This is a genomic window from Uliginosibacterium gangwonense DSM 18521 (genome assembly GCF_000373965.1).
In the GTDB taxonomy this organism is placed as follows: Bacteria; Pseudomonadota; Gammaproteobacteria; order Burkholderiales; family Rhodocyclaceae; genus Uliginosibacterium; species Uliginosibacterium gangwonense.
In genome coordinates this window covers 97044-116954 of record NZ_KB892868.1, presented here as the reverse complement: position 1 = coordinate 116954, position 19911 = coordinate 97044, and the positions used below count along the sequence as shown (strand labels likewise).

Sequence of the window (19911 nt, the reverse complement as noted above, 5' to 3'; positions counted from 1 at the left end):
TGGATCGCTAAGGAGAGTGCTGCAGTGCACGAAGTCTCACTGGTAGAAAGTGTGCTGGAGTTGATTGAAGATAGCGCACGCAGCAATGGTGTTACGCGAGTCAAAAAAGTCGTACTTGAAATCGGCCAGCTTGCCAATGTCGAACCCGAGGCAATGAGCTTCTGCTTCGAAGCAGTCACACGAGGCAGTATCGCAGAAGGTGCGATCTTGGAAATGTTAGCTAGCCCCGGTTTGGCCTGGTGTATGAGCTGCCAGCGCAGCGTTGAGATTCCCAGCCGTAATGCAAGTTGCCCCGAATGCGGTGGATATACCCTGCAAGTTACCGGCGGCGCGGAAATGCGGGTCAAATCCATTGAAGTTGAAGCTTGAATACTGCCTGATACGGACGACTGGCATGGCCAAGTGCTGCGCGGTTTTGTCATGCTATTGGGTTTTTGTATAAAGGCCCAAGCGCTGTTTGCGCAGCGCGTTCTCATATTTCCAACAAATCACGCCCAACGATGACGCGGCCCGCGAAATTTTTGCGGACAGCCGCTTCCCAGATCGCATCTTCAATGAAGGGATAGCCCCCCGGGACGAAATGGGAGAGTACCAGGGTTTTGACCCCCGCCTCGCTTGCAAGCTGGCCTAATTGCTCGGTAGTGGTGTGGCTGGCGAGCAGGTGTTCCTTCAGCGTTTTGGCGTTGCTCTCGCGGGCCAGTAGCGCTTCGAGCGCGGGGAGGTACATGACTTCGTGCACCAGTACATCGGCATCCTTGGCGAGCTTGACGAGATTGGGTGTTGGGCGCGTGTCGCCAGAAATCACGATGGAGCGATCCGGGCAATCAAAACGGTAGGCAAACGCGGGTGTGACGGGCGGATGTTCGACCAGGGTGGCCGTGACCTTGACGTTCTCGTCCTCAAATATCACGTCGGGCGTGGAGAATTCGTGCGGGACAATCAGGTCTTTGAGCGGCGGACGCCCTTCGTCTGCAATGCGGGTGAGAATGTCGTAGTCATTGAGCGCAAGGAATTGCTCCGTCATCTTCACCAGGGGCGGTGGGCCGTAGGTGTCTACGCGATGAGCCAGGTCTGAGCCCCACGCAAGTAGGAGCAGGTTGCCGTAATCCGCGTTGTGATCCGAATGGTGATGGGTGAGAAACACATTGCGGATCGAGCCCAGTTTCAGCCCGGCCAGCACCAGTTGGCGGGCCACTCCGTTACCACAATCGATGACGTAGGATTGACCGTTGATGACAATGACCTGCGCAGGCGCCGAGCGATTCGGCTTGGGCGTGGGGCCGCCACCGGTTCCAAGCAGGATCAGCCGTGAAGTTTTGCCCTTGTCCTGCCCCGCGCCTTTCCCGATTTCTTTCGTCGTTTCCGCTGCCAGCACACGGCCCAAGGGGGCGGACGCCGCCAGGGCAGAGAGTCCGGCTAGAAAGTGGCGGCGGGTGAGAAGGGGGCTGCGATCCATAAGGGCTCCTGCGTGGGAACGTTAACCAGGAGGCCAGTCTAGATCGTTTTGCCAAGGCATCCAAAGACGGTTTTGTGCTTTGTTAATGCACAAAGCTTTTTGTGCAAGTGCCCGGCAAGCAGGTTTAGGGACGCGTTTTGCAGGCTTCGTCAAACAGGTGTTCCAACGCCGGGTGTACGCCTCGCAAGCCGTTGACGACGGCTTTGGCCCATTCATAGTATTCCTGCTTGCGCTCAAGCGACCAGTCCGCAGGCGGGCTGTTGTGGATATCCCGCAGATTACAGATTTTGTCGGCCAGCTTCACGAGCTTGGCGCGGCGGCTGATCGTGCTGGCGTGTTCAATCTGGCGCCGCTTGCGTTCTGCCTTGGGCAAGGACTTGTCGTCGGTGACTTCCATGACGATGTCGGAAATTTCCTTGCCGAACTCCCGGACAAGCTCCTGTTCTGTCGTATTGGTGTCTTCAATGGTGTCGTGTAGGACGGCGGCAATCAACACGCGCTCATCATCAATCCCGACTTCGTTGGCGAGCACATTGGCCAGGGCGATGGGGTGGTTGATGTAAGGCGATGCGGCGAGATCTTTGCGCCGCTGGTCCCGGTGCTTTTGGGCGGCAAAGGCGAGGGCTGCTACTAAACGATTCATAAAGGGGAGGCTACTAAATATAGGCGTCTATTTTGCCTGAAGCGGATCGCGCCCACCACTGTGTTGGGCATTTCGGCAGATGATTGCGTCGCCGCCGCGCCAGCCGCCTAGGTGGTGAGCCTGACTTGAAAGCGTGCGCTCGTCCTTGCTGTCTATGTGGGCATAGGCCGAAGGGCTGAATTGGTGCTCAATAATTACTCTGACCCTAATTTAATTTCAAATAAACTTGCTTTACGGTATAAATACACTCTGACCCCAATTTAAATGTCTTGTGCCAAGCAGGGGATGCGGCCTATATTTCAAACCTCGTATATATAAATGCATCCGGTTCGACCTCGGTTTACCCGATTCAGGAGTGGAAAGAATGGAAATGCGTTCGCAGGGGTTGTACAACCCCGCCAATGAACATGATGCCTGTGGCGTGGGTTTTGTGGCCCACATCAAAGGCAAGAAGAGCCACGAGATCATTCAGGGCGGCCTGAAGATCCTGGAAAACCTGGATCACCGGGGCGCAGTCGGGGCTGACGCCCTGATGGGCGACGGTGCGGGCATCCTGATCCAGATTCCCGATGCCTTCTTCCGCGAAGAGATGACTGCACAGGGCGTGAAGCTGCCGCCCGCAGGCGAATACGGTGTGGGCATGATCTTCCTGCCCAAGGAAGCCGCTTCCCGCCAAGCCTGTGAGCAGGAACTGGAACGTGCAGTGCGTGCCGAAGGGCAAGTGGTGCTGGGCTGGCGTGATGTGCCCGTCAACCACGAGATGCCGATGTCGCCGCGTGTGCGCGCCAAGGAACCCATCATCCGCCAGATCTTCGTCGGTCGCGGCCCGGATGTGATGGTGACCGAAGCCTTGGAACGCAAGCTCTACGTCATCCGCAAGATGGCCAGCCACGCGATCCAGAAGCTCTCGCTCAAGCACGGCAAGGAATACTACGTGCCCTCGATGTCGGCACGGACGATCATCTACAAGGGCCTGCTGCTCGCCACCCAGGTGGGCGTGTACTACAAGGACCTGGCCGATCCGCGTTGCGTATCCGCCCTGGCGCTGGTGCACCAACGCTTCTCCACCAATACCTTCCCTGAGTGGCCCTTGGCCCACCCCTACCGCATGATCGCCCATAACGGCGAAATCAACACGGTGAAGGGCAACTTCAACTGGCTGCGTGCCCGCGAAGGTGTGATGCGCTCCGCCGTGCTGGGTGAAGATTTGCGCAAGCTCTACCCGGTGGTGTATGAAGGCCAGTCAGACACGGCAACCTTCGACAACTGTATCGAACTGCTGACCATGGCGGGCTACCCGCTCGCCCAGGCCGCGATGATGATGATCCCGGAAGCCTGGGAACAGCACGCATTGATGGATGAGAATCGTCGCGCCTTCTACGAATACCATGCCGCGATGATGGAGCCGTGGGACGGCCCCGCTGCCATCGCCTTCACCGACGGCCGCCAGATTGGCGCCACGCTGGATCGTAACGGCCTGCGTCCGGCTCGCTACATCGTGACCGAAGATGACATGGTGATCATGGCGTCCGAAGCCGGTGTGCTGCCGGTGCCGGAGAGCAAGATCATCAAGAAGTGGCGTCTGCAGCCCGGCAAGATGTTCCTGATCGACATGGAAGCCGGTCGCATCATCGACGACAAGGAACTCAAGGACGCGCTGGCTAACGCCAAGCCCTACCGCGAGTGGATTTCCCGCATCCAGATCAAGCTTGAAGAGGTGGATGGCCCCGAGCAACTGCCGGTGTCCCGCGCCCCCTTGTTGGATCGCCAACAAGCCTTCGGTTATACCCAGGAAGACATCAAGTTCCTGATGACGCCGATGGCTGCCAATGGCGAAGAAGCCATCGGCTCCATGGGCAATGACTCGCCGCTCGCAGTCATGTCCAACAAGAACAAGCCGCTGTACAACTACTTCAAGCAGTTGTTCGCCCAGGTGACCAACCCGCCGATCGACCCGATCCGCGAGGCGCTGGTGATGTCCACCGTGTCCTTCATCGGGCCGAAGCCCAACCTGCTGGACTTGAACAACGTCAACCCGCCGATGCGCCTCGAAGTCTCCCAGCCCGTGCTGGACTTCCAGGACATGGCCAAGCTGCGCGACATCGAGAAGTACACCGACAACAAGTTCAAATCCCATGAGCTGGATATCTGCTATCCGGTCGCCTGGGGCAAGGACGGTATCGAAGCCCGTCTGGCCTCGCTGTGCGCCCAGGCAGAAGACGCCGTGCGCTCGGGCTACAACGTGCTGATCGTCTCCGACCGCAAGCTGGATGCCGCCCACGTGGCCATCCCCGCCTTGCTGGCCACGAGCGCAGTGCACCAGCATTTGGTGAAGAAGGGCCTGCGTACCTCTACTGGTCTGGTGGTGGAAACCGGCTCTGCCCGCGAAGTGCATCACTTCGCCCTGCTCGCAGGTTATGGTGCCGAAGCGGTTCACCCCTATCTGGCGATGGAAACCCTGCGTGAGTTGGCCAAGACGCTGCCGAACATTGATGGCGACAAGGCGATCTACAACTTCACCAAGGCGGTGGGCAAGGGCTTGTGCAAAGTGATGTCCAAGATGGGCATCTCTACCTATATGTCCTACTGTGGTGCGCAGATTTTTGAAGCCATTGGTCTGAACAAGGCGCTGATCGACAAGTATTTCTCCGGCACCCCCTCGAATGTCGAAGGCATCGGCATCTTTGAAGTGGCTGAAGAAGCCCTGCGTCTGCACGCTGATGCATTCGGTGCCTCCCCCCTGTTGGCCGATGCGCTTGATGCGGGTGGCGAGTACGCCTTCCGTATCCGTGGCGAAGAGCATATGTGGACGCCGGACGCGATTGCTAAGCTGCAACACTCCACCCGCACCGGTAACTTCCAGAACTACAAGGAATATGCTCAGATCATCAATGATCAGGGCAAGCGTCACATGACGCTGCGCGGCCTGTTCGAATTCAAGATCGACCCGGCCCGTGCGATTCCCCTGGATGAAGTCGAATCCGCCAAGGATATCGTCAAGCGCTTTGCCACCGGGGCCATGTCGCTGGGGTCTATTTCTACCGAAGCCCACTCGACCCTGGCCATTGCGATGAACCGCATTGGCGGCAAGTCCAACACCGGTGAAGGTGGCGAAGACCCGAATCGTTACAAGAAGGAGATGCAGGGCATTTTCATCAAGAAGGGTGAAATGCTCTCCAGCATCATCGGCAAGGATCGCATTGAGCGTGATATCGAGCTGAAGGAAGGCGACTCCCTGCGCTCCAAGATCAAGCAGGTGGCATCTGGCCGTTTCGGTGTAACCACCGAATACCTCACCTCTGCCGACCAGATCCAGATCAAGATGGCGCAGGGCGCCAAGCCTGGTGAAGGTGGTCAGTTGCCCGGGGGCAAGGTCTCCGAGTACATCGGCATGCTGCGCTTCTCGGTGCCGGGCGTCGGCCTGATCTCGCCCCCGCCGCACCACGACATCTATTCGATTGAGGATCTGGCCCAGCTGATCCACGATCTAAAGAACGTCAACCCGAAGGCTTCCATCTCCGTGAAGCTGGTGTCCGAAGTCGGCGTCGGCACGGTGGCAGCAGGTGTGGCCAAGTGTAAGGCTGACCACGTGGTGATCGCCGGGCATGACGGTGGCACGGGCGCGTCGCCCCTGTCTTCGATCAAGCACGCCGGTTCGCCGTGGGAACTCGGTCTGGCTGAAACCCAGCAGACCCTCATGATGAACGGCCTGCGTAGCCGGATCGTGGTGCAGGCTGACGGCCAGATGAAGACCGGTCGTGACGTTGTCATCGCAGCACTCCTCGGTGCCGATGAAATGGGCTTTGCCACGGCGCCGCTGGTGGTGGAAGGCTGCATCATGATGCGTAAATGCCACCTGAATACCTGCCCGGTCGGTGTGGCCACGCAAGACCCCGTGTTGCGCGCCCGCTTCTCCGGCCAGCCGGAACATGTGGTGAACTACTTCTTCTTCGTGGCTGAAGAAGTGCGCGAACTGATGGCCCAACTGGGTATCCGCAAGTTTGAAGACCTGATCGGTCGTGCTGACCTGCTCGACAAGAAGCGTGCGATTGAACACTGGAAGGCTCAAGGGCTGGACTTCTCCCGCGTCTTCCATGTGCCGCAAGTGGACTCGCCGCGTCGTGTGGTGGACGTACAAGATCATATGCTGCAAAAGTCGCTCGACAATAAGTTGATCGAGAAGGCACAACCGGCACTGGAAAAGGGCGAGCGCGTCTCCTTCATCCAGCCGATCATCAACGTCAACCGCTCAGTGGGGGCGATGCTCTCCGGTGAAGTCGCCAAGCGTTATGGCTTCGCAGGTTTGCCGGATGACACCATCCACGTGCAATTGACCGGTACGGCCGGGCAGAGCTTCGGCGCCTTTCTGGCTCACGGCGTGACCCTGGATCTGGTGGGCGACGGTAACGACTACGTTGGCAAGGGCCTGTCCGGTGGCCGTGTGATCGTGCGCAGCCCCAACGATTTCCGTGGTTTCGGCCCGGAACACATCATCGTCGGCAACACCGTACTGTTCGGCGCGATTGCGGGTGAAGCCTACTTCAATGGTGTAGGGGGCGAGCGTTTCGCGGTGCGCAACTCTGGCGCGGCAGCGGTGGTGGAAGGCGTGGGTGACCACGGCTGCGAATACATGACCGGTGGTACGGTGGTGGTGCTTGGCGAGACGGGGCGCAACTATGCAGCAGGGATGTCGGGTGGTGTGAGCTACGTGTATGACCCGAAGGGCCAATTCCCGGCACGCGCCAACACCACGATGGTGGATCTGGAGCCAGTGCTGTCCGCAGCCGAGCAGGCCGAGAAAATCCACCGTGACGAGTGGCATGCCGTAACGCGTGGCAGCGTGGGCGAGGCCGATGAGGTGATCCTCAAGCAGCTGATCGAAAACCACTTCCGCCATACCGGCAGCATGCGTGCCAAAATTCTGCTGGAGAGCTGGGGGGAAACCCGCCGCGCCTTCGTCAAAGTAATGCCGAAGGAATACCGCCGCGCATTGAAGGAATTGGCAGCCGCCGCACGCGCCAAGTCTGAAACCGTTGCAGCCTGAGCCTGCGGAACTGAGCGAGGAATTACTGAAATGGGAAAAGTAACAGGCTTTCTTGAGTTTGAGCGTCAGGAAGAGGGCTACGAAGCGCCCGAATCGCGCAAGAAGCACTACAAAGAGTTCGTCATGCATCTGACGGACGAGCAGGCCAAGATTCAGGGCGCACGCTGCATGGATTGCGGCATTCCGTTCTGCAACAACGGCTGCCCGGTCAACAACATCATTCCGGACTGGAACGATCTGGTCTACAAAAACAGGTGGCGTGAAGCCATTGATGTGCTGCATTCGACCAATAACTTCCCGGAGTTTACCGGGCGTATTTGTCCGGCTCCGTGTGAGGCTGCATGCACCTTGGGTATCAATGCGCCGCCAGTGGGCATCAAGTCCATCGAGCACGCCATCATCGACAAGGCCTGGGAAAGTGGCTGGGTGATCCCCAAGCCCGCTGCCCAGAAAACGGGTAAGAAGATTGCTGTGGTCGGCTCGGGCCCCTCCGGTCTGGCCGCTGCCCAGCAGCTGGCCCGCGCGGGTCATGACGTAACGGTTTTTGAAAAGCGTGACCGCCTTGGTGGCTTGCTGCGTTATGGCATCCCCGACTTCAAGCTCGACAAGGGTTTGATCGACCGTCGCGTCAAGCAGATGGAAGCCGAAGGCGTGGTCTTCAAGACCAGCGTCTATATCGGTGAGGCTGATCTGCCCAAGGGCGTGGGGACGGATGCCAAGGAAAAGATCACGCCGAAGAAGCTGCTCAAGGATTTTGATGCGGTCGTCATCTGTGCAGGTTCCGAAACCCCGCGTGATCTGCCGATCCCCGGCCGGGAACTGGAAGGCGTGTATTTCGCCATGGAGTTCCTGCCCCAGCAGAACAAGGTCAATGCCGGTGACAAGCTGCGTGACCAGATCAAGGTAAGTGGTAAGAATGTTGTTGTCATCGGTGGCGGCGATACGGGTTCTGACTGCGTGGGCACCTCCAACCGCCAGGGTGCGAAGAGCATCCTGCAAATCGAATTGCTCTCCAAGCCCCCGGTGCAGGAAAACAAGTCGGTGACTTGGCCGTACTGGCCTAATAAGCTGCGTACCTCCTCGTCGCATGACGAAGGTTGCAGCCGCGAATGGTCGGTGACCACCAAGGAATTCCGGGGTGAGAACGGCAAGCTCAAGTCGATGGTGACGGCGCAAGTCGAGTGGAAGCGCGACGAGAAAACCGGCCAGATGAAGATGAGCGAAGTTGCGGGCTCCGAGCGCGAAGTCCCCGCAGAAGCCGTGTTCTTGGCGATGGGCTTTGTCAATCCGGTGGCAAGCTTGTTGGAGAGCTTCGGCGTCGAGAAGGATGCGCGTGGCAACGCCAAGGCAACGACCGATGGCGTGGGCTGCTATGCCTCCAACGTGGCAAAGGTTTTTGTCGCAGGCGATACCCGTCGTGGCCAATCGCTGGTGGTATGGGCGATCCGCGAAGGGCGTCAGGCCGCACGTGAGGTGGATGCGTTCCTGATGGGGGCAAGTGTGCTGCCGCGCTAATAATCTGTCCTGATCTTACGCTACAGATCAGAAACAGGTTCTAAAAGGTGTGTGTTGTGTCTGACGGGAAAGGCGCCTTCGGGCGTCTTTTTCGTTAACCCGGCCGATCATTGTTCAAGTCTTGAATACGCTGACTTCGTTTTGCAGACGGGCGGACATGGATTCGAGTTCCTTGATCTGTTCGCTCACGGCTGTAACGCGTTGGCTGGCTTGTTCGATGCGGCTACTCATGTCATCAATGATCTGGGCAATCTGCTGGCTGGCGGTGCTTTGCTCCTTGATGGCAGCATGAATGCCGCTGATAAAGCCTGCGACCTCGGCGGATGATTCGTCGATACGCGCGACCGCCTCACCCGCCAGACGTGCGTGTGCCACGCCTGCCTGGGCTTCAGCGCTGACTACGGCAATGGTCTCCACGGTTTCCTGCGTCTGCCTTTGCACCGTGCCAATCATCTCGCCGATCTGCAAAATGCTTTGCGTGGTGCGTTCAGCCAGTTTGCGCACCTCATCGGCCACCACCGCAAAGCCACGCCCCTGTTCTCCGGCACGGGCCGCTTCAATGGCGGCATTCAATGCCAGCAGGTTGGTCTGATCGGCAATCTCACGGATCACATTCAGGATTTCAGAAATCCGTTGCGACTGCTCGCCCAATGCCTGCACGGCAGTGGTGGCGGCGGTGATACGGTCTGCCATGTCATTCATGGCACTCACGGCTTCATCGACCTTGGTGCAGCCTTCCAGCACCAGACTTTGAGTGGATTTTGAGCGCGCATCCACCTCCTGCACGTTAGACGCGATCGAATCGATCGATACGCTGATCTCCTCAATTGTCGCCGCTACCGACTGCGACTGCGAGCTTTGCGCATGCGACGAGGATTCGATATCACGCACATGATCGGCAAGTGTCACAACGGCATGATTGACCACGCCTGACTCATGCACCACCCCTTCGACAACTGCGGACAGATTGGTCAGCATCTGCTGGAAGGCGTGGCTGATGTCTTGAATCTCCCTGCTGCCTTCCATTGGGACGGCGACCCGCAGATTGCCTGTCGTGGAGACTCCGGCCATGATGCTGCGCAGCCGCTCCAGCGGTCCGGTGATGACGCGGGCAATAAACAGCGTCGCCACTGTCAGGATGACGCAGGCGATCACGATCATGATCGCAGCTTGGCCAACATTCTTGCGGTAGGCCGTATCTACGTCATCCACATACAGGCCGCTGCCAACCACCCAGCCCCAGGGGGCGTACAGTTTGGAATAGGCGATCTTGGGCAGCGCTTCCTTGCCGTTGGGTTTGGGCCACAGGTATTCCACAAATTCGCCCTTGCCCCGCTGTGCGGCTGCAACCAATTCCTTGACCATGAAGACGCCATTGGGGTCCTGGAGCTGGGACTGATCCTTTCCGTTCATTTCAGCCTTGATTGGATGCTGGACCATATAGGCGCGGGTGTCGTAGAGCGAGAAGTAGTTGGTCCCCTCGTCGTAGCGCATCGCACCCACCCCCGTTTTGGCGGCTTTTTGTGCGTCGGCCACGCTCATGGCGCCTGATGCAGCTTGCTTGCCGTAATACTCGATGACCGAGTAGGCGTTATCGATGGCGACACGCGTGGCGTGCTGCCGATCCACCAGCATCTGGCTGCGCATATTGGCTAGAAAGTAGCCGGTGATGCCAATGATGGAAAGCATCATCAGCCCGATCAGAAGATAGATCCTGCTTTTGACGGTTGTAGCCATGGTCTGCTCTTTGGATATCCCAACTCTGCATGTTGGTATACCGGGCAGGCACAGGCATCAAAAACAGACTTTTGTCTGTCAGGCCAAATCGGGCAGGGTCATCACAGGGACGTGGCGTCTAAACCTCGCCGATTTCTTCCAGTTCGCTCTGGATTTCCAGCCAGCGTTCCTCTGCGGTATCGATCTGTTGCGCCAGTTCCCCCTGGCGTTTGAGCAGCGCCTGCACGCGGGTACTATCACCACTGGCATAAAGATCCGGATCAGCGACTTCGTCGTCGATCTGTTTTTTATCCTTCTGCCAAGTAGCCAGCCGACCCTCCAGTTGCTCCAGTTCCTTGAGCAAGGGGCGGCGGCGGGTAAGCTTGGCTTGCCGCTCTGCCTTATCGGCTTCGCGGGCAGCTATACGGGCAGCCTTGTCGTCCAGTGCCTGGGTATCCTGGCGGGCGTCGGCCTCGCGGCTGCGGCGTGCTTCCAGCCAGAGCAGGTAATCGTCCACATCGCCATCAAAAGGCATGGCGACCCCATCGGCCACCAGCAGGAAGTCATCGCAGACGGTGCGGAGTAGCGCCCGGTCGTGACTCACCAGTACCATACTGCCGTCGTATTCCGAGAGCGCCTTGGTCAATGCATGGCGCATTTCCAGATCAAGGTGGTTGGTCGGCTCGTCGAGCAAAAGCAGATTGGGTTTGTGACGGATCAAGAGCGCCAGAGCCAGTCGGGATTTTTCCCCACCGGAGAAGGGGCCGACAGGGGTATCGACCATGTTGCCCCGGAAGTCGAAACCACCCAGGTAATCGCGCAAGTCCTGCTCACGGGTCAGCGGCTCCTGGCGAACCAAATGCTGTAGCGGAGACTCGTCCGGGCGCAGCTGTTCAAGCTGATGCTGTGCAAAGTAGCCCAGCACCACGCCTTTGCCGAGCAGGGAGCTGCCTTGCTGGGGCGCCAGATCACCGGCCAGATGTTTGATCAGGGTGGACTTCCCGGCCCCGTTCGGCCCAAGCAAGCCCAGACGCGCGCCAGGGCGCAGTTCGAGCTTCACATTGCGCAGGATGGTCTTGTCTTCGTAACCCAGTTGTAGGTCTTTGAGTGTGACCAGCGGATCAGGGGCGCGATCTGGCTCCGGGAAGGAGAAATCGAAGGGGGTATCAACGTGAGCGGCAGCGATCCGCTCCATGCGATCCAGTGCCTTGATGCGGCTTTGTGCCTGCCGGGCCTTGGTGGCTTTGGCGCGGAAGCGGTCGATATATTTTTGCAGGTGGGCCACTTCGCGCTGCTGCTTGTCAAACAGCGCCTGCTGCTGCGCCAATTGGGCGGCGTGCTGATCCTCGAAGGCGTCGTAGTTGCCGGTGTAGAGCGTGAGCTTTTGCTGATCCAGGTGGGCGATGTGGGTGACGCAGGCATCCAGAAAATCGCGGTCATGCGAAATCAGCAGTAGCGTGCCACGATAGGCCGCCAGCCATTTTTCCAGCCACACCACGGCATCCAGATCGAGGTGGTTGGTGGGCTCATCCAGCAACAGCAGGTCAGAGCGGCACATCAGCGCCTGGGCCAGATTCAGGCGCATGCGCCAGCCGCCGGAAAAATCCGATACCGGGCGGTTGAAGTCCGCATCCCCAAACCCCAGGCCGTGCAGCAGGGTGCTCGCCCGGGCGGTGGCCGAGTAGCCATCGATTTCCTGCAGCCGGGTGTGCAAATCGCCGATCAGATGCCCATCGTGTGCGGTTTCGGCCTCGTCCAGACGGCGCTGGATGGTGCGCAGTTCAACGTCTCCATCCAGCACGTAATCTAGTGCCGAGCAGGGCAGCGCGGGGGTTTCCTGGGCAACGTGGGCGATGCTCCAGGTGGACGGAATGTCCAAATCCCCCGTATCCTGATGGAGTTCTCCACGCAGCAGGGCAAACAGGCTGGACTTGCCTGTGCCGTTCGCCCCCACGACGCCGAGGCGCCAGCCGGGGTGGATTTGCAGGGAAAGATTGTCGATCAGGCGACGGGCGCCACGCGCAAGGCTGAGGGAGCGGAACTGAATCAAGGCAAAAGAAGTCAGAAAAGTGGGAAAATCCGGTGCGTATTCTACGCATCTTGAACAACCTTGGCTGGATAGCACATGAAATCGATGATCTTTGCCCTCCTTTTGGCTGCTTTAAGCCCGGCTGTATGGGCTGCAGATACGCAGGCAATGGAAGTGGGTTTGTTGGCACAGCGGGAGCATGCCGAGCAGTTGCGCAATGAAGCTGGGGAGATCCGCCATCGCGCCGAGACGGCCTACGTGCAGGAGGACGCGGGATGCATGCGCAAGATTCTGGTGAATGCCTGCCGGGACAGTGCGCGGGAACACTATCTGAAGGATATCGCCCAGGCCCGCAAGAAAGAGATCGAAGCCAACCGTATCGATACGGAGGCCAAAACCGGCTTGAACCGGTTGCATGAGTCAGAGCTGAAGGCCAAGCGGGCCAACCAGGCATCCATCCACATGAATTCCCCCAGATCGGCACCGAAGCCCGCGGCGTCTGAGGCTGCCGCTGCCGCCTCTGAGCCCGTGCGGATCGCCCCGCCGGCGCTGTCTGCCGAAAAAACGGCCAAATTTGAAGCCCAAAAGCAGCAGCGCAGGCAGGAGGCCGACGCTCGCCACGCCAAGGAGGCGGAGCAAGCCAAGATCCGAGCCGACAAGGCAAAAGCAGATGCGGCCAAATACGAGGTACGCGCTCGTGAGGTGGCCGAACGCAAGGCCAAGCGGGCTGAGCAGTCGTCGCCCGCTCCGCATTCATTGGCCCGATAGGCGTCCGTCAGTCAATCTTGTGAGTTGCTGCGACAATAATGCGGATTGGATTTTCCGCAATCGCCTATTGGGGGGCGTTGATTAGCGGTGCTAATTGGCGGAGTTATCCAGTAGCGTCCCAGCCGAGTCACCCCTTACGTTCGATCCGCATCGGGTCGGATTCGCACAAGGGCCGCTCCAGCCCAGCCTGTGCTTCCAAACTTCCGCGCCATCTCAAGCTACCCAGTGATCTGTATTGATCAGGCGGGGCCGCAGCCTACAGTACCGTATTCAGAACCTGTGCATAATTCTTACTGGGAGGCCGTGATCGGGGCTCATGCGTTGTTCTCCATACCGCTGACGTTTTTCCGCGACAGATTCTGAACAGGTTTTCAGGTTTGAAAATGATTGTCACGTTTCTGTCTGAAGGCGGTACTCAGATTATTCCTATGGCTATTTTCATCATCGTCCTACATCTAACCATATTGTTGGTGAGGATAATGTTTGTCCATACGGGAAGTCTGCCTTAAAACCAAACACGCCAGTCATGTCTTTATATAGGCTGTCTGCCTGTGTGGGTCCGTCATTCGGTTACAGAACTGGCTATCCATGAAATCGTTTATTGCGGTATTGCTCCGTCTGCTGGTCTGCCTGTGGTTCATAGGAGGGGGAGCATTTGCGCATGCCGAAAATTCTGGCCCTACCCCCGAGGCATTAGAGAAGGCACGCAAAATCAACGAGCAGTGCTTTGCCTGTCATGCGCCCGAAGCGCTGCAACATCCGCCCCAAGCAGGTCTGGATCTGGCCAAGCTGCGCCAGGTGATCGTGGACCCAGATGTTTTCAAGAATGCCGATCACGGTCGTCTGGCCTGCACAAAGTGCCACAACGAGGGCTATGACGATTTCCCTCATGCGCCGGATGCGAAAGACTCCACCGGCACCTGCGAGGATTGCCACTCCAAGAAAGTGGCAAAGATCGAGCCTGAATTCAATCGTTCGGTGCATGCCAAGCACATGGCCGACAAATTCACCTGCACCACATGTCATAACCCGCACGTGATGCGTAACGCTGCCAAGCAGACCGATGCGGGTAAGCTGGTGGCGCAGGACAATCGGATTTGCCTGGGGTGTCACGATTCGGATCAAACCTTTGCCAAATTCGCGCCGGAGAAGAAAACCCGTCCGCCGATTGACGACATCCACTCCTGGCTGCCCAATACCCGCTTGCACTGGCAGTCGGTACGCTGTGTGGAATGCCATACGCCGCTGAGTTCGGACATGCTCTCGCACGAGATTGTGAACAAGGATAAGGCCGAACGTAAATGCGTGACCTGCCATAGTGTGAACACACAGTTGAACCTGCGGCTGTACCGCTATCTTGCCAAGGACGAGCATCAAAAGTATGGCTTCGTCAATAGCGTGATTTTGGGCAAGTCTTACGTGATTGGCGCAACGCGGAATCCGATATTAGATTCCATCCTGATCGGCTTGGCCGCATTGACTGTGTTAGGGGTAGCCATTCACGGCCTGTTGCGCATTGTGGCTGCAGCCTTGCGGCGGAGAAAGTAGCATGACTGAACGCATTTATCTGTTGCCGCTATGGTTGCGCCTCTGGCATTGGACGAACGCAGCCTTGATCATTACGCTGGGCATTACAGGCATCAGTATTCATTTTGCAAGCCCCAGTACTGTTCTGGTTGAATTCTCGCTGGCGGTGCGTATCCATAGCATTGCCGGGACCCTCCTTGTCGCCTTGTATGCGTTCTTCGTGGTGGCCAATGCCATCAGCGGGAATTGGTGGCAATTTGTACCCAAGCCACCGGGCATTTTGGCGCGATGCTGGGTACAGATTCAGTATTATTGCTGGGGTGTTTTCAAAGGTGAGCCTGAACCCTTCCCGGTAACCAAGGAAGCCAACTTCAATGCGTTGCAGGCGCTCACCTACTGGTTCATTATTTATATGGTGTTACCTGTTACGGTGCTCACCGGCCTGATCTTTCTCTATCCGCAGTTTGCGCCAAGCCGCATTTTCGGGGTGGATGGCCTGCTCCCGGTGGCGGTGCTGCACTATTTGTCTGCAGCATGCATTCTGCTTTTTGCGGTGGCCCATATCTATCTAGGCACAATGGGGAAGACCGTGACCAGCTTGTTTAAAACGATGATTACAGGTTGGCATGAACATTGAGCCGGTATTTCTCATACGATCAAGTATTTTTCGGAGCAACATGATGAAAATGAAAGCCACTACCCATATCGCCGCCGCACTGTGTATGGCGGCCCTGGCGTATTCGCAGTGTGCATCGGCCGCTGTCGACGCATCCGCTGCAGAGGCTTTGGCTAAAAAAGAAGGGTGTTTGAAGTGCCATGGCATTGATAAGGCGAAGGAAGCCAAGTCCTTTAAGGAAATTGCCACAAAGTTCAAGGGCAAGCCGGATGCTGAAACAAATGCCAAAATCCTTACCCACTTGACCACCGGCCCCAAGGTCAAGCTGGAAGATGGCACTGAAGAAGACCACAAGATCCTGAAAACCAAGGACAAGGCCGAAATTGACAATCTGATTGCCTGGTTGCGCGCACAGGCCAAATGATTTTGCTGGGAGCCGTATGAAGCCGGGCCATGTGCCCGGCTTTGTGCGTTGACGTCGTGGCACATCGATTATCCGCTCTGAGGACTGTACGCCGAGGCGTAAACCGGGCAAGCTCACAGCGTTTGAACATGTCGGATAAGGCTTGGCTGCCGTGAAGATGGATATTATTCGGTGGAAGACCCGTCCTGCCTATGCCGTGGGCGTTTTGGCGACGCTGACTATTTCGGCGATCGTGATCTCGACGGCCTTCTGGCTGTGGGACTTGCGCAAGCGGGAGCTGGCGCATGCCAGCCTGGAGGCGGTCAGCGTGACCCGCATGTTTATGGAGGCGACCGAACAGAGCCTGGACAGCACGGACGTTTTGCTGAAAAGCGTTCAGGAGCGCCTGCAACACCCCTATGGGCGGCAGCTGGCTTTGGATAGTGCCCCCATCCATCTTTTGCTCAATACCCGCGTATTCGGGGTCCGTCACCTCAATTCCTTGTTTATTGTTGATGCGAATGGGATCGTTGTAAATTCATCCCGGGAAATCCCCCAGACAAAACTTTCTGTTGCGGATCGTGACTATTTCAAAGCACTGGCACATCAGAAAGACGATACGCTTTATATCGACAAGCCCGTGATGAGCCGCAAAAGCCAGGAGTGGACGTTACATATTGCACGGCGCTTCAGTGATCCAGACGGAAATTTCAAAGGGGCGATCGTGGCGGGAATGAACACGCCTTATATTGAGGATCTCTACGCGCTGCTCAAGCTGGATTACGTTCGGCCAGTCGCGCTGTATCTGATCGATGGAACGCTGGTCGCCAGCCAGCCCAGGCGTGATACTGTGCTGGGGCAGCGCGCGCCTGAAATCGTTTCGATGAAATTGCCCGTGCAGCGCAATGAGGTTGTGTTCGGACGCCATCGCAATGAGAAGGGGTTGGAGGAATCGTTTGCGCTGGGGCGGGTGTATGGCTTTCCGTTCCTGATCAGCGTGACCAACGAGCAGGGCGAGGCGTTGGCTTCGTGGCGCGAGACGGCTATCCCGATTGCCCTGGGCGCCAGTCTGATCATCCTGTTCATTGCGGCTGTGGCCACGTTTCTGATGAAGGAACTGGTGCGTGAGGAAGGTTTGGCTCGGGCCTTGAACGAAGCAAACGAGCGCTACCATCAGACCGTTGTATCCATGATGGATGCAATTATTGCGGTGGATGAATCTTTTCGCGTGCTGTTGTTTAACCCTGCGGCTGAACAGATGCTGGGCCTGAAAGCCCAGGATGTGCTTGGGCACGCTTTGCCTGCGAGTCTGCCTGCGCAGTTGCACGAGATTTTTCGGCAACTGGCGCAAAATGCCGAATCGGAATTGGATTTGCAGCCACAAATCATCGGGCATCGGGCAGATGGGACAGAGTTTCCGATTGAGTCAACGGTGTCCTATGCTTTGATTGGTGGCCGCCCGCAACTGACGGCGGTGTTGCGGGACGTGACCGAGCAACGGCGCACCGAGTATCAGCTGCGCGAGGTGAATCAACAGTTGCGTGGTTTGTCCGTTTCATTGCAGGAGGTGCGCGAGCAGGAAAGAACGCGCATTGCACATGAATTGCATGACGAGTTGGGGCAGCAGCTGACCGGGCTCAAACTGGATTTGTCTTGGCTGAGTCGTCGCACCAAGGAAGACCGCCCTGTTTCAGCTACCAAAGTGGATGAAATGCGGGGGATGCTGGATGTTGCGATTGCCTCCGTACGTCGGATATCTACAGAGCTGCGCCCCCCTGTATTGGATGATCTGGGCTTTGGCGATGCGGTGGCTTGGCAAGCCAGGGAGTTTGCCAAGCGTAGCGATCTGGCGATTGAGCTGGAGCTGGAGGCCGCCAGACAGGTTACGGATGAAGCTACGGCGACCGCTCTTTACCGGATTGTGCAGGAATCTCTGACCAACATCATGCGCCATGCGCAAGCGAGCCGGGTGGTTATTCGCCTGACTGCGGAGGATGGGCAATTGGTGCTCTGCATTCATGACGATGGCAAAGGCGTGAATCTGGAACAGCCGTCGCATGGTTTCGGCTTGGTCAGCATGCGGGAGAGGGCGAATGCGCTGGGGGGGCAATTTTGCATCACGAGCCAGCCAGGTGATGGGACGCGCGTGGAGGTGACACTCCCACTGGACAGCACATGTATTCAGGAAGAGGCAGTATGAAAATCGAAGTGTTGGTCGCAGATGATCATGCCATTATCCGGGATGGCTTGAAAAAAATCCTTGATGACACGGATGATCTGGTTGTTGCGGGTGAGGCCAGCGATGGCAATCAGACTTTGGACAAGGTCCGGGAACGAGAGTGGGGCCTGCTGATTCTGGATTTGTCGATGCAGGGGCGCAACGGCCTGGATTTGATCAAACGGATCAGGGTTGAGCGCCCGAAGCTGCCGATTCTGATTTTCAGCATGCACCCCGAGGAACAATATGCCTTAAGAGCCCTGCGCTGTGGGGCATCGGGTTATCTCTCCAAGGAGGCGGATGGTGATCTGCTCCTGCCCGTCATGCGCAAGGTGGCAGGGGGCGGAACCTATTTCAGCAACAAGGTGGCGGAGTTGCTGTTATTGGAAGCTTCACGCGATGTTAACCGCCCTCCGCATCTGACCTTGTCTGACCGGGAATATGAAATCTTTACCCGCATTGTGCAAGGGACGAGTCTGACCGAGATTGCCGCAGAGCTTTCTTTGAGTATCAAGACAGTGAGTACGCATAAATCGCATATCCTGGGCAAGATGGGGATGTCGAACCACGTGGACTTGGTTCGTTATGCCATTGAACATCATCTGCTGGAAGTCTCCAGGAATTAGCCGCTCAATGCAGAGCCAGAACTGAGCCCCGGCTTGATGGATAGGAAGGCCATAGGAAAAATCCTATGGCCTTTTTCATCATCGTCCTACAGCGCAAAAGGCCTGTACAACAGATAATCAAATCGTTGCGCTATATAAGCCCCCTATGAGGGGCGAACATCAAGAAGCGCCCCAATCCCAAACAGAGACATATCCGCATTCGCTGCCTGAACGATGGCATATAGACCATAGTGCAGTGTTTGTTATGAAGCATCCTGGTTGTTGTATATCTATACTTGGATGCTTTTGCTTGCCTGCCGCAGCCTGATGGCAGGTTGTGATGCGTTATTTGGGGATGGGAGACTGTATGAGCATAATCCGAAAATTGCTCGTGGCCTGCATGTTGGTGGCTGGTGTCAGTGGTGCGCCGTTAGTGTGGGCGGCTGACAATATCCAATTGCCAGATCTGAGTCCGGCAAAATCCAAAGCCGAGCTTGCGCAAGATACGCTGAAGAAAGACGCGATCTGTACGCGCTGCCACGATGAAACCGAGCCCGCCCCTGTGCTCTCCATCTATCAGACCAAGCATGGCATGCGTGGAGACGCGCGCTCCCCAAGCTGCCAATCCTGCCATGGAGACAGCGACAAACACGTCAAAGGAGAGGCGAACGTCAAAGGTCGGCCTGCTCCCGACGTCGTCTTCAAGAAAGGCAGCTATGCCCGCTCGGGGGACGACACACGTACCGCCCAGTGCCTGAGCTGCCATAAAAACAGCGTCAAGCATAATAATTGGGATGGCAGCCAACACCAGGTGAATGGTGTGGCGTGCAACGATTGCCACGTTACACACACGCCGCATGACAAGGTGTTGAGCAAACCGACCCAGGCCGAGGTCTGCTTCGCTTGCCACAAGGAACAGCGTGCGGATACGCACAAGATTTCAACCCACCCGATTGCTGCTGGCAAGGTTGCATGTTCGGATTGCCATAACGCGCACGGTTCGGTTGGCATCAAGCTGCTGAAGAAGAACACCTTGAATGAAACCTGCTATCAATGCCATGCGGATAAGCGTGGTCCCGTGCTGTTTGAACATCAGCCGGTGGTGGAAGATTGTTCGAACTGCCATACGGCACACGGCTCGAATATCGCCTCCTTGCTGAAGTCCCGCCCGCCCTTCCTCTGCGACGAGTGCCACGATGCCCCGCACGCAAGTCGTAGTCCTGCAGGCCCGAATTCGGCTGGCAAACAAGGCGGCTTTACAGGTGCGTCTGTCAGTGCAAGCTATACCGGTCGCGCATGCACAAACTGTCATAGTCAGGTGCATGGTTCGAATAGCCCCGCAGGCGGTTATTTCCTGCGCTGATACGTGGA

14 protein-coding genes are annotated in these 19911 nt (G+C 57.4%); 10 read left to right on the top strand and 4 right to left on the bottom strand.

Translation table 11 applies throughout. The features are described from left to right. Positions 1 to 24 precede the first annotated feature (24 nt). Entirely contained in the window at positions 25 to 369 is a 345-nt protein-coding gene (gene hypA / locus B145_RS0123220) for a hydrogenase maturation nickel metallochaperone HypA (RefSeq protein WP_018610609.1), read from the top strand. Between the two features lie 103 nt (positions 370 to 472). Here the strand turns inward: hypA and B145_RS0123215 are convergent, their stop codons facing one another. Both B145_RS0123215 and B145_RS0123210 read right to left on the bottom strand, forming a co-directional pair. Next, positions 473 to 1456 (bottom strand): MBL fold metallo-hydrolase, encoded by a 984-nt coding sequence (locus B145_RS0123215; RefSeq protein WP_018610606.1) that lies wholly within the window; start codon positions 1454 to 1456, stop codon positions 473 to 475. Positions 1457 to 1580: 124 nt separating this feature from the next. Beyond that, positions 1581 to 2099: an HD domain-containing protein gene (locus B145_RS0123210; RefSeq protein WP_018610604.1), complete on the bottom strand. Its 519-nt coding sequence runs from the start codon at positions 2097 to 2099 to the stop codon at positions 1581 to 1583. A gap of 364 nt (positions 2100 to 2463) precedes the next feature. On the opposite strand from B145_RS0123210, the gene B145_RS0123205 reads away from it, so the two are divergent. Next, positions 2464 to 7143: a glutamate synthase-related protein gene (locus B145_RS0123205; RefSeq protein ID WP_018610602.1), complete on the top strand. Its 4680-nt coding sequence runs from the start codon at positions 2464 to 2466 to the stop codon at positions 7141 to 7143. Between the two features lie 30 nt (positions 7144 to 7173). Further along, positions 7174 to 8658 (top strand): glutamate synthase subunit beta, encoded by a 1485-nt coding sequence (locus B145_RS0123200; RefSeq protein WP_018610600.1) that lies wholly within the window; start codon positions 7174 to 7176, stop codon positions 8656 to 8658. Between the two features lie 114 nt (positions 8659 to 8772). Here the strand turns inward: B145_RS0123200 and B145_RS0123195 are convergent, their stop codons facing one another. Next, positions 8773 to 10395 carry a methyl-accepting chemotaxis protein gene (locus B145_RS0123195; protein WP_018610598.1) on the bottom strand — a complete coding sequence of 541 codons (1623 nt, stop codon included), beginning with the start codon at positions 10393 to 10395 and terminating at the stop codon, positions 8773 to 8775. A 118-nt stretch (positions 10396 to 10513) separates the two neighbouring features. Continuing rightward, the gene (locus B145_RS0123190; RefSeq protein WP_026259428.1) at positions 10514 to 12424 is read right to left on the bottom strand and encodes an ATP-binding cassette domain-containing protein; all 1911 of its coding nucleotides are present in this window, start codon (positions 12422 to 12424) and stop codon (positions 10514 to 10516) included. A 75-nt stretch (positions 12425 to 12499) separates the two neighbouring features. Here B145_RS0123190 and B145_RS0123185 point away from each other — a divergent pair, with 75 nt between their 5' ends. From B145_RS0123185 to B145_RS0123150, 7 genes are all read left to right on the top strand, one after another. After that, complete coding sequence (locus B145_RS0123185; RefSeq protein ID WP_018610593.1) at positions 12500 to 13171, top strand: hypothetical protein; 672 nt, start codon at positions 12500 to 12502, stop codon at positions 13169 to 13171. A gap of 588 nt (positions 13172 to 13759) precedes the next feature. Further along, a complete protein-coding gene (locus B145_RS0123175) occupies positions 13760 to 14719 on the top strand; it encodes a cytochrome c3 family protein (RefSeq protein ID WP_018610590.1) in 960 nt (319 codons plus the stop codon). Between the two features lies 1 nt (position 14720). Next, positions 14721 to 15335 carry a cytochrome b/b6 domain-containing protein gene (locus tag B145_RS26825; RefSeq protein WP_018610589.1) on the top strand — a complete coding sequence of 205 codons (615 nt, stop codon included), beginning with the start codon at positions 14721 to 14723 and terminating at the stop codon, positions 15333 to 15335. A 40-nt stretch (positions 15336 to 15375) separates the two neighbouring features. Then, complete coding sequence (locus B145_RS0123165) at positions 15376 to 15738, top strand: c-type cytochrome (protein WP_245541907.1); 363 nt, start codon at positions 15376 to 15378, stop codon at positions 15736 to 15738. 157 nt (positions 15739 to 15895) lie between these two features. Then, a complete protein-coding gene (locus B145_RS27915; RefSeq protein WP_018610587.1) occupies positions 15896 to 17917 on the top strand; it encodes a PAS domain S-box protein in 2022 nt (673 codons plus the stop codon). Continuing rightward, positions 17914 to 18561, top strand: a complete 648-nt coding sequence (locus B145_RS0123155; protein ID WP_018610586.1) for a response regulator — start codon at positions 17914 to 17916, stop codon at positions 18559 to 18561. The genes B145_RS27915 and B145_RS0123155 overlap by 4 nt, the downstream gene beginning before the upstream one ends. A 346-nt stretch (positions 18562 to 18907) precedes the next feature. Then, the gene (locus B145_RS0123150) at positions 18908 to 19903 is read left to right on the top strand and encodes a DmsE family decaheme c-type cytochrome (RefSeq protein ID WP_033407990.1); all 996 of its coding nucleotides are present in this window, start codon (positions 18908 to 18910) and stop codon (positions 19901 to 19903) included. Positions 19904 to 19911: the final 8 nt, after the last annotated feature.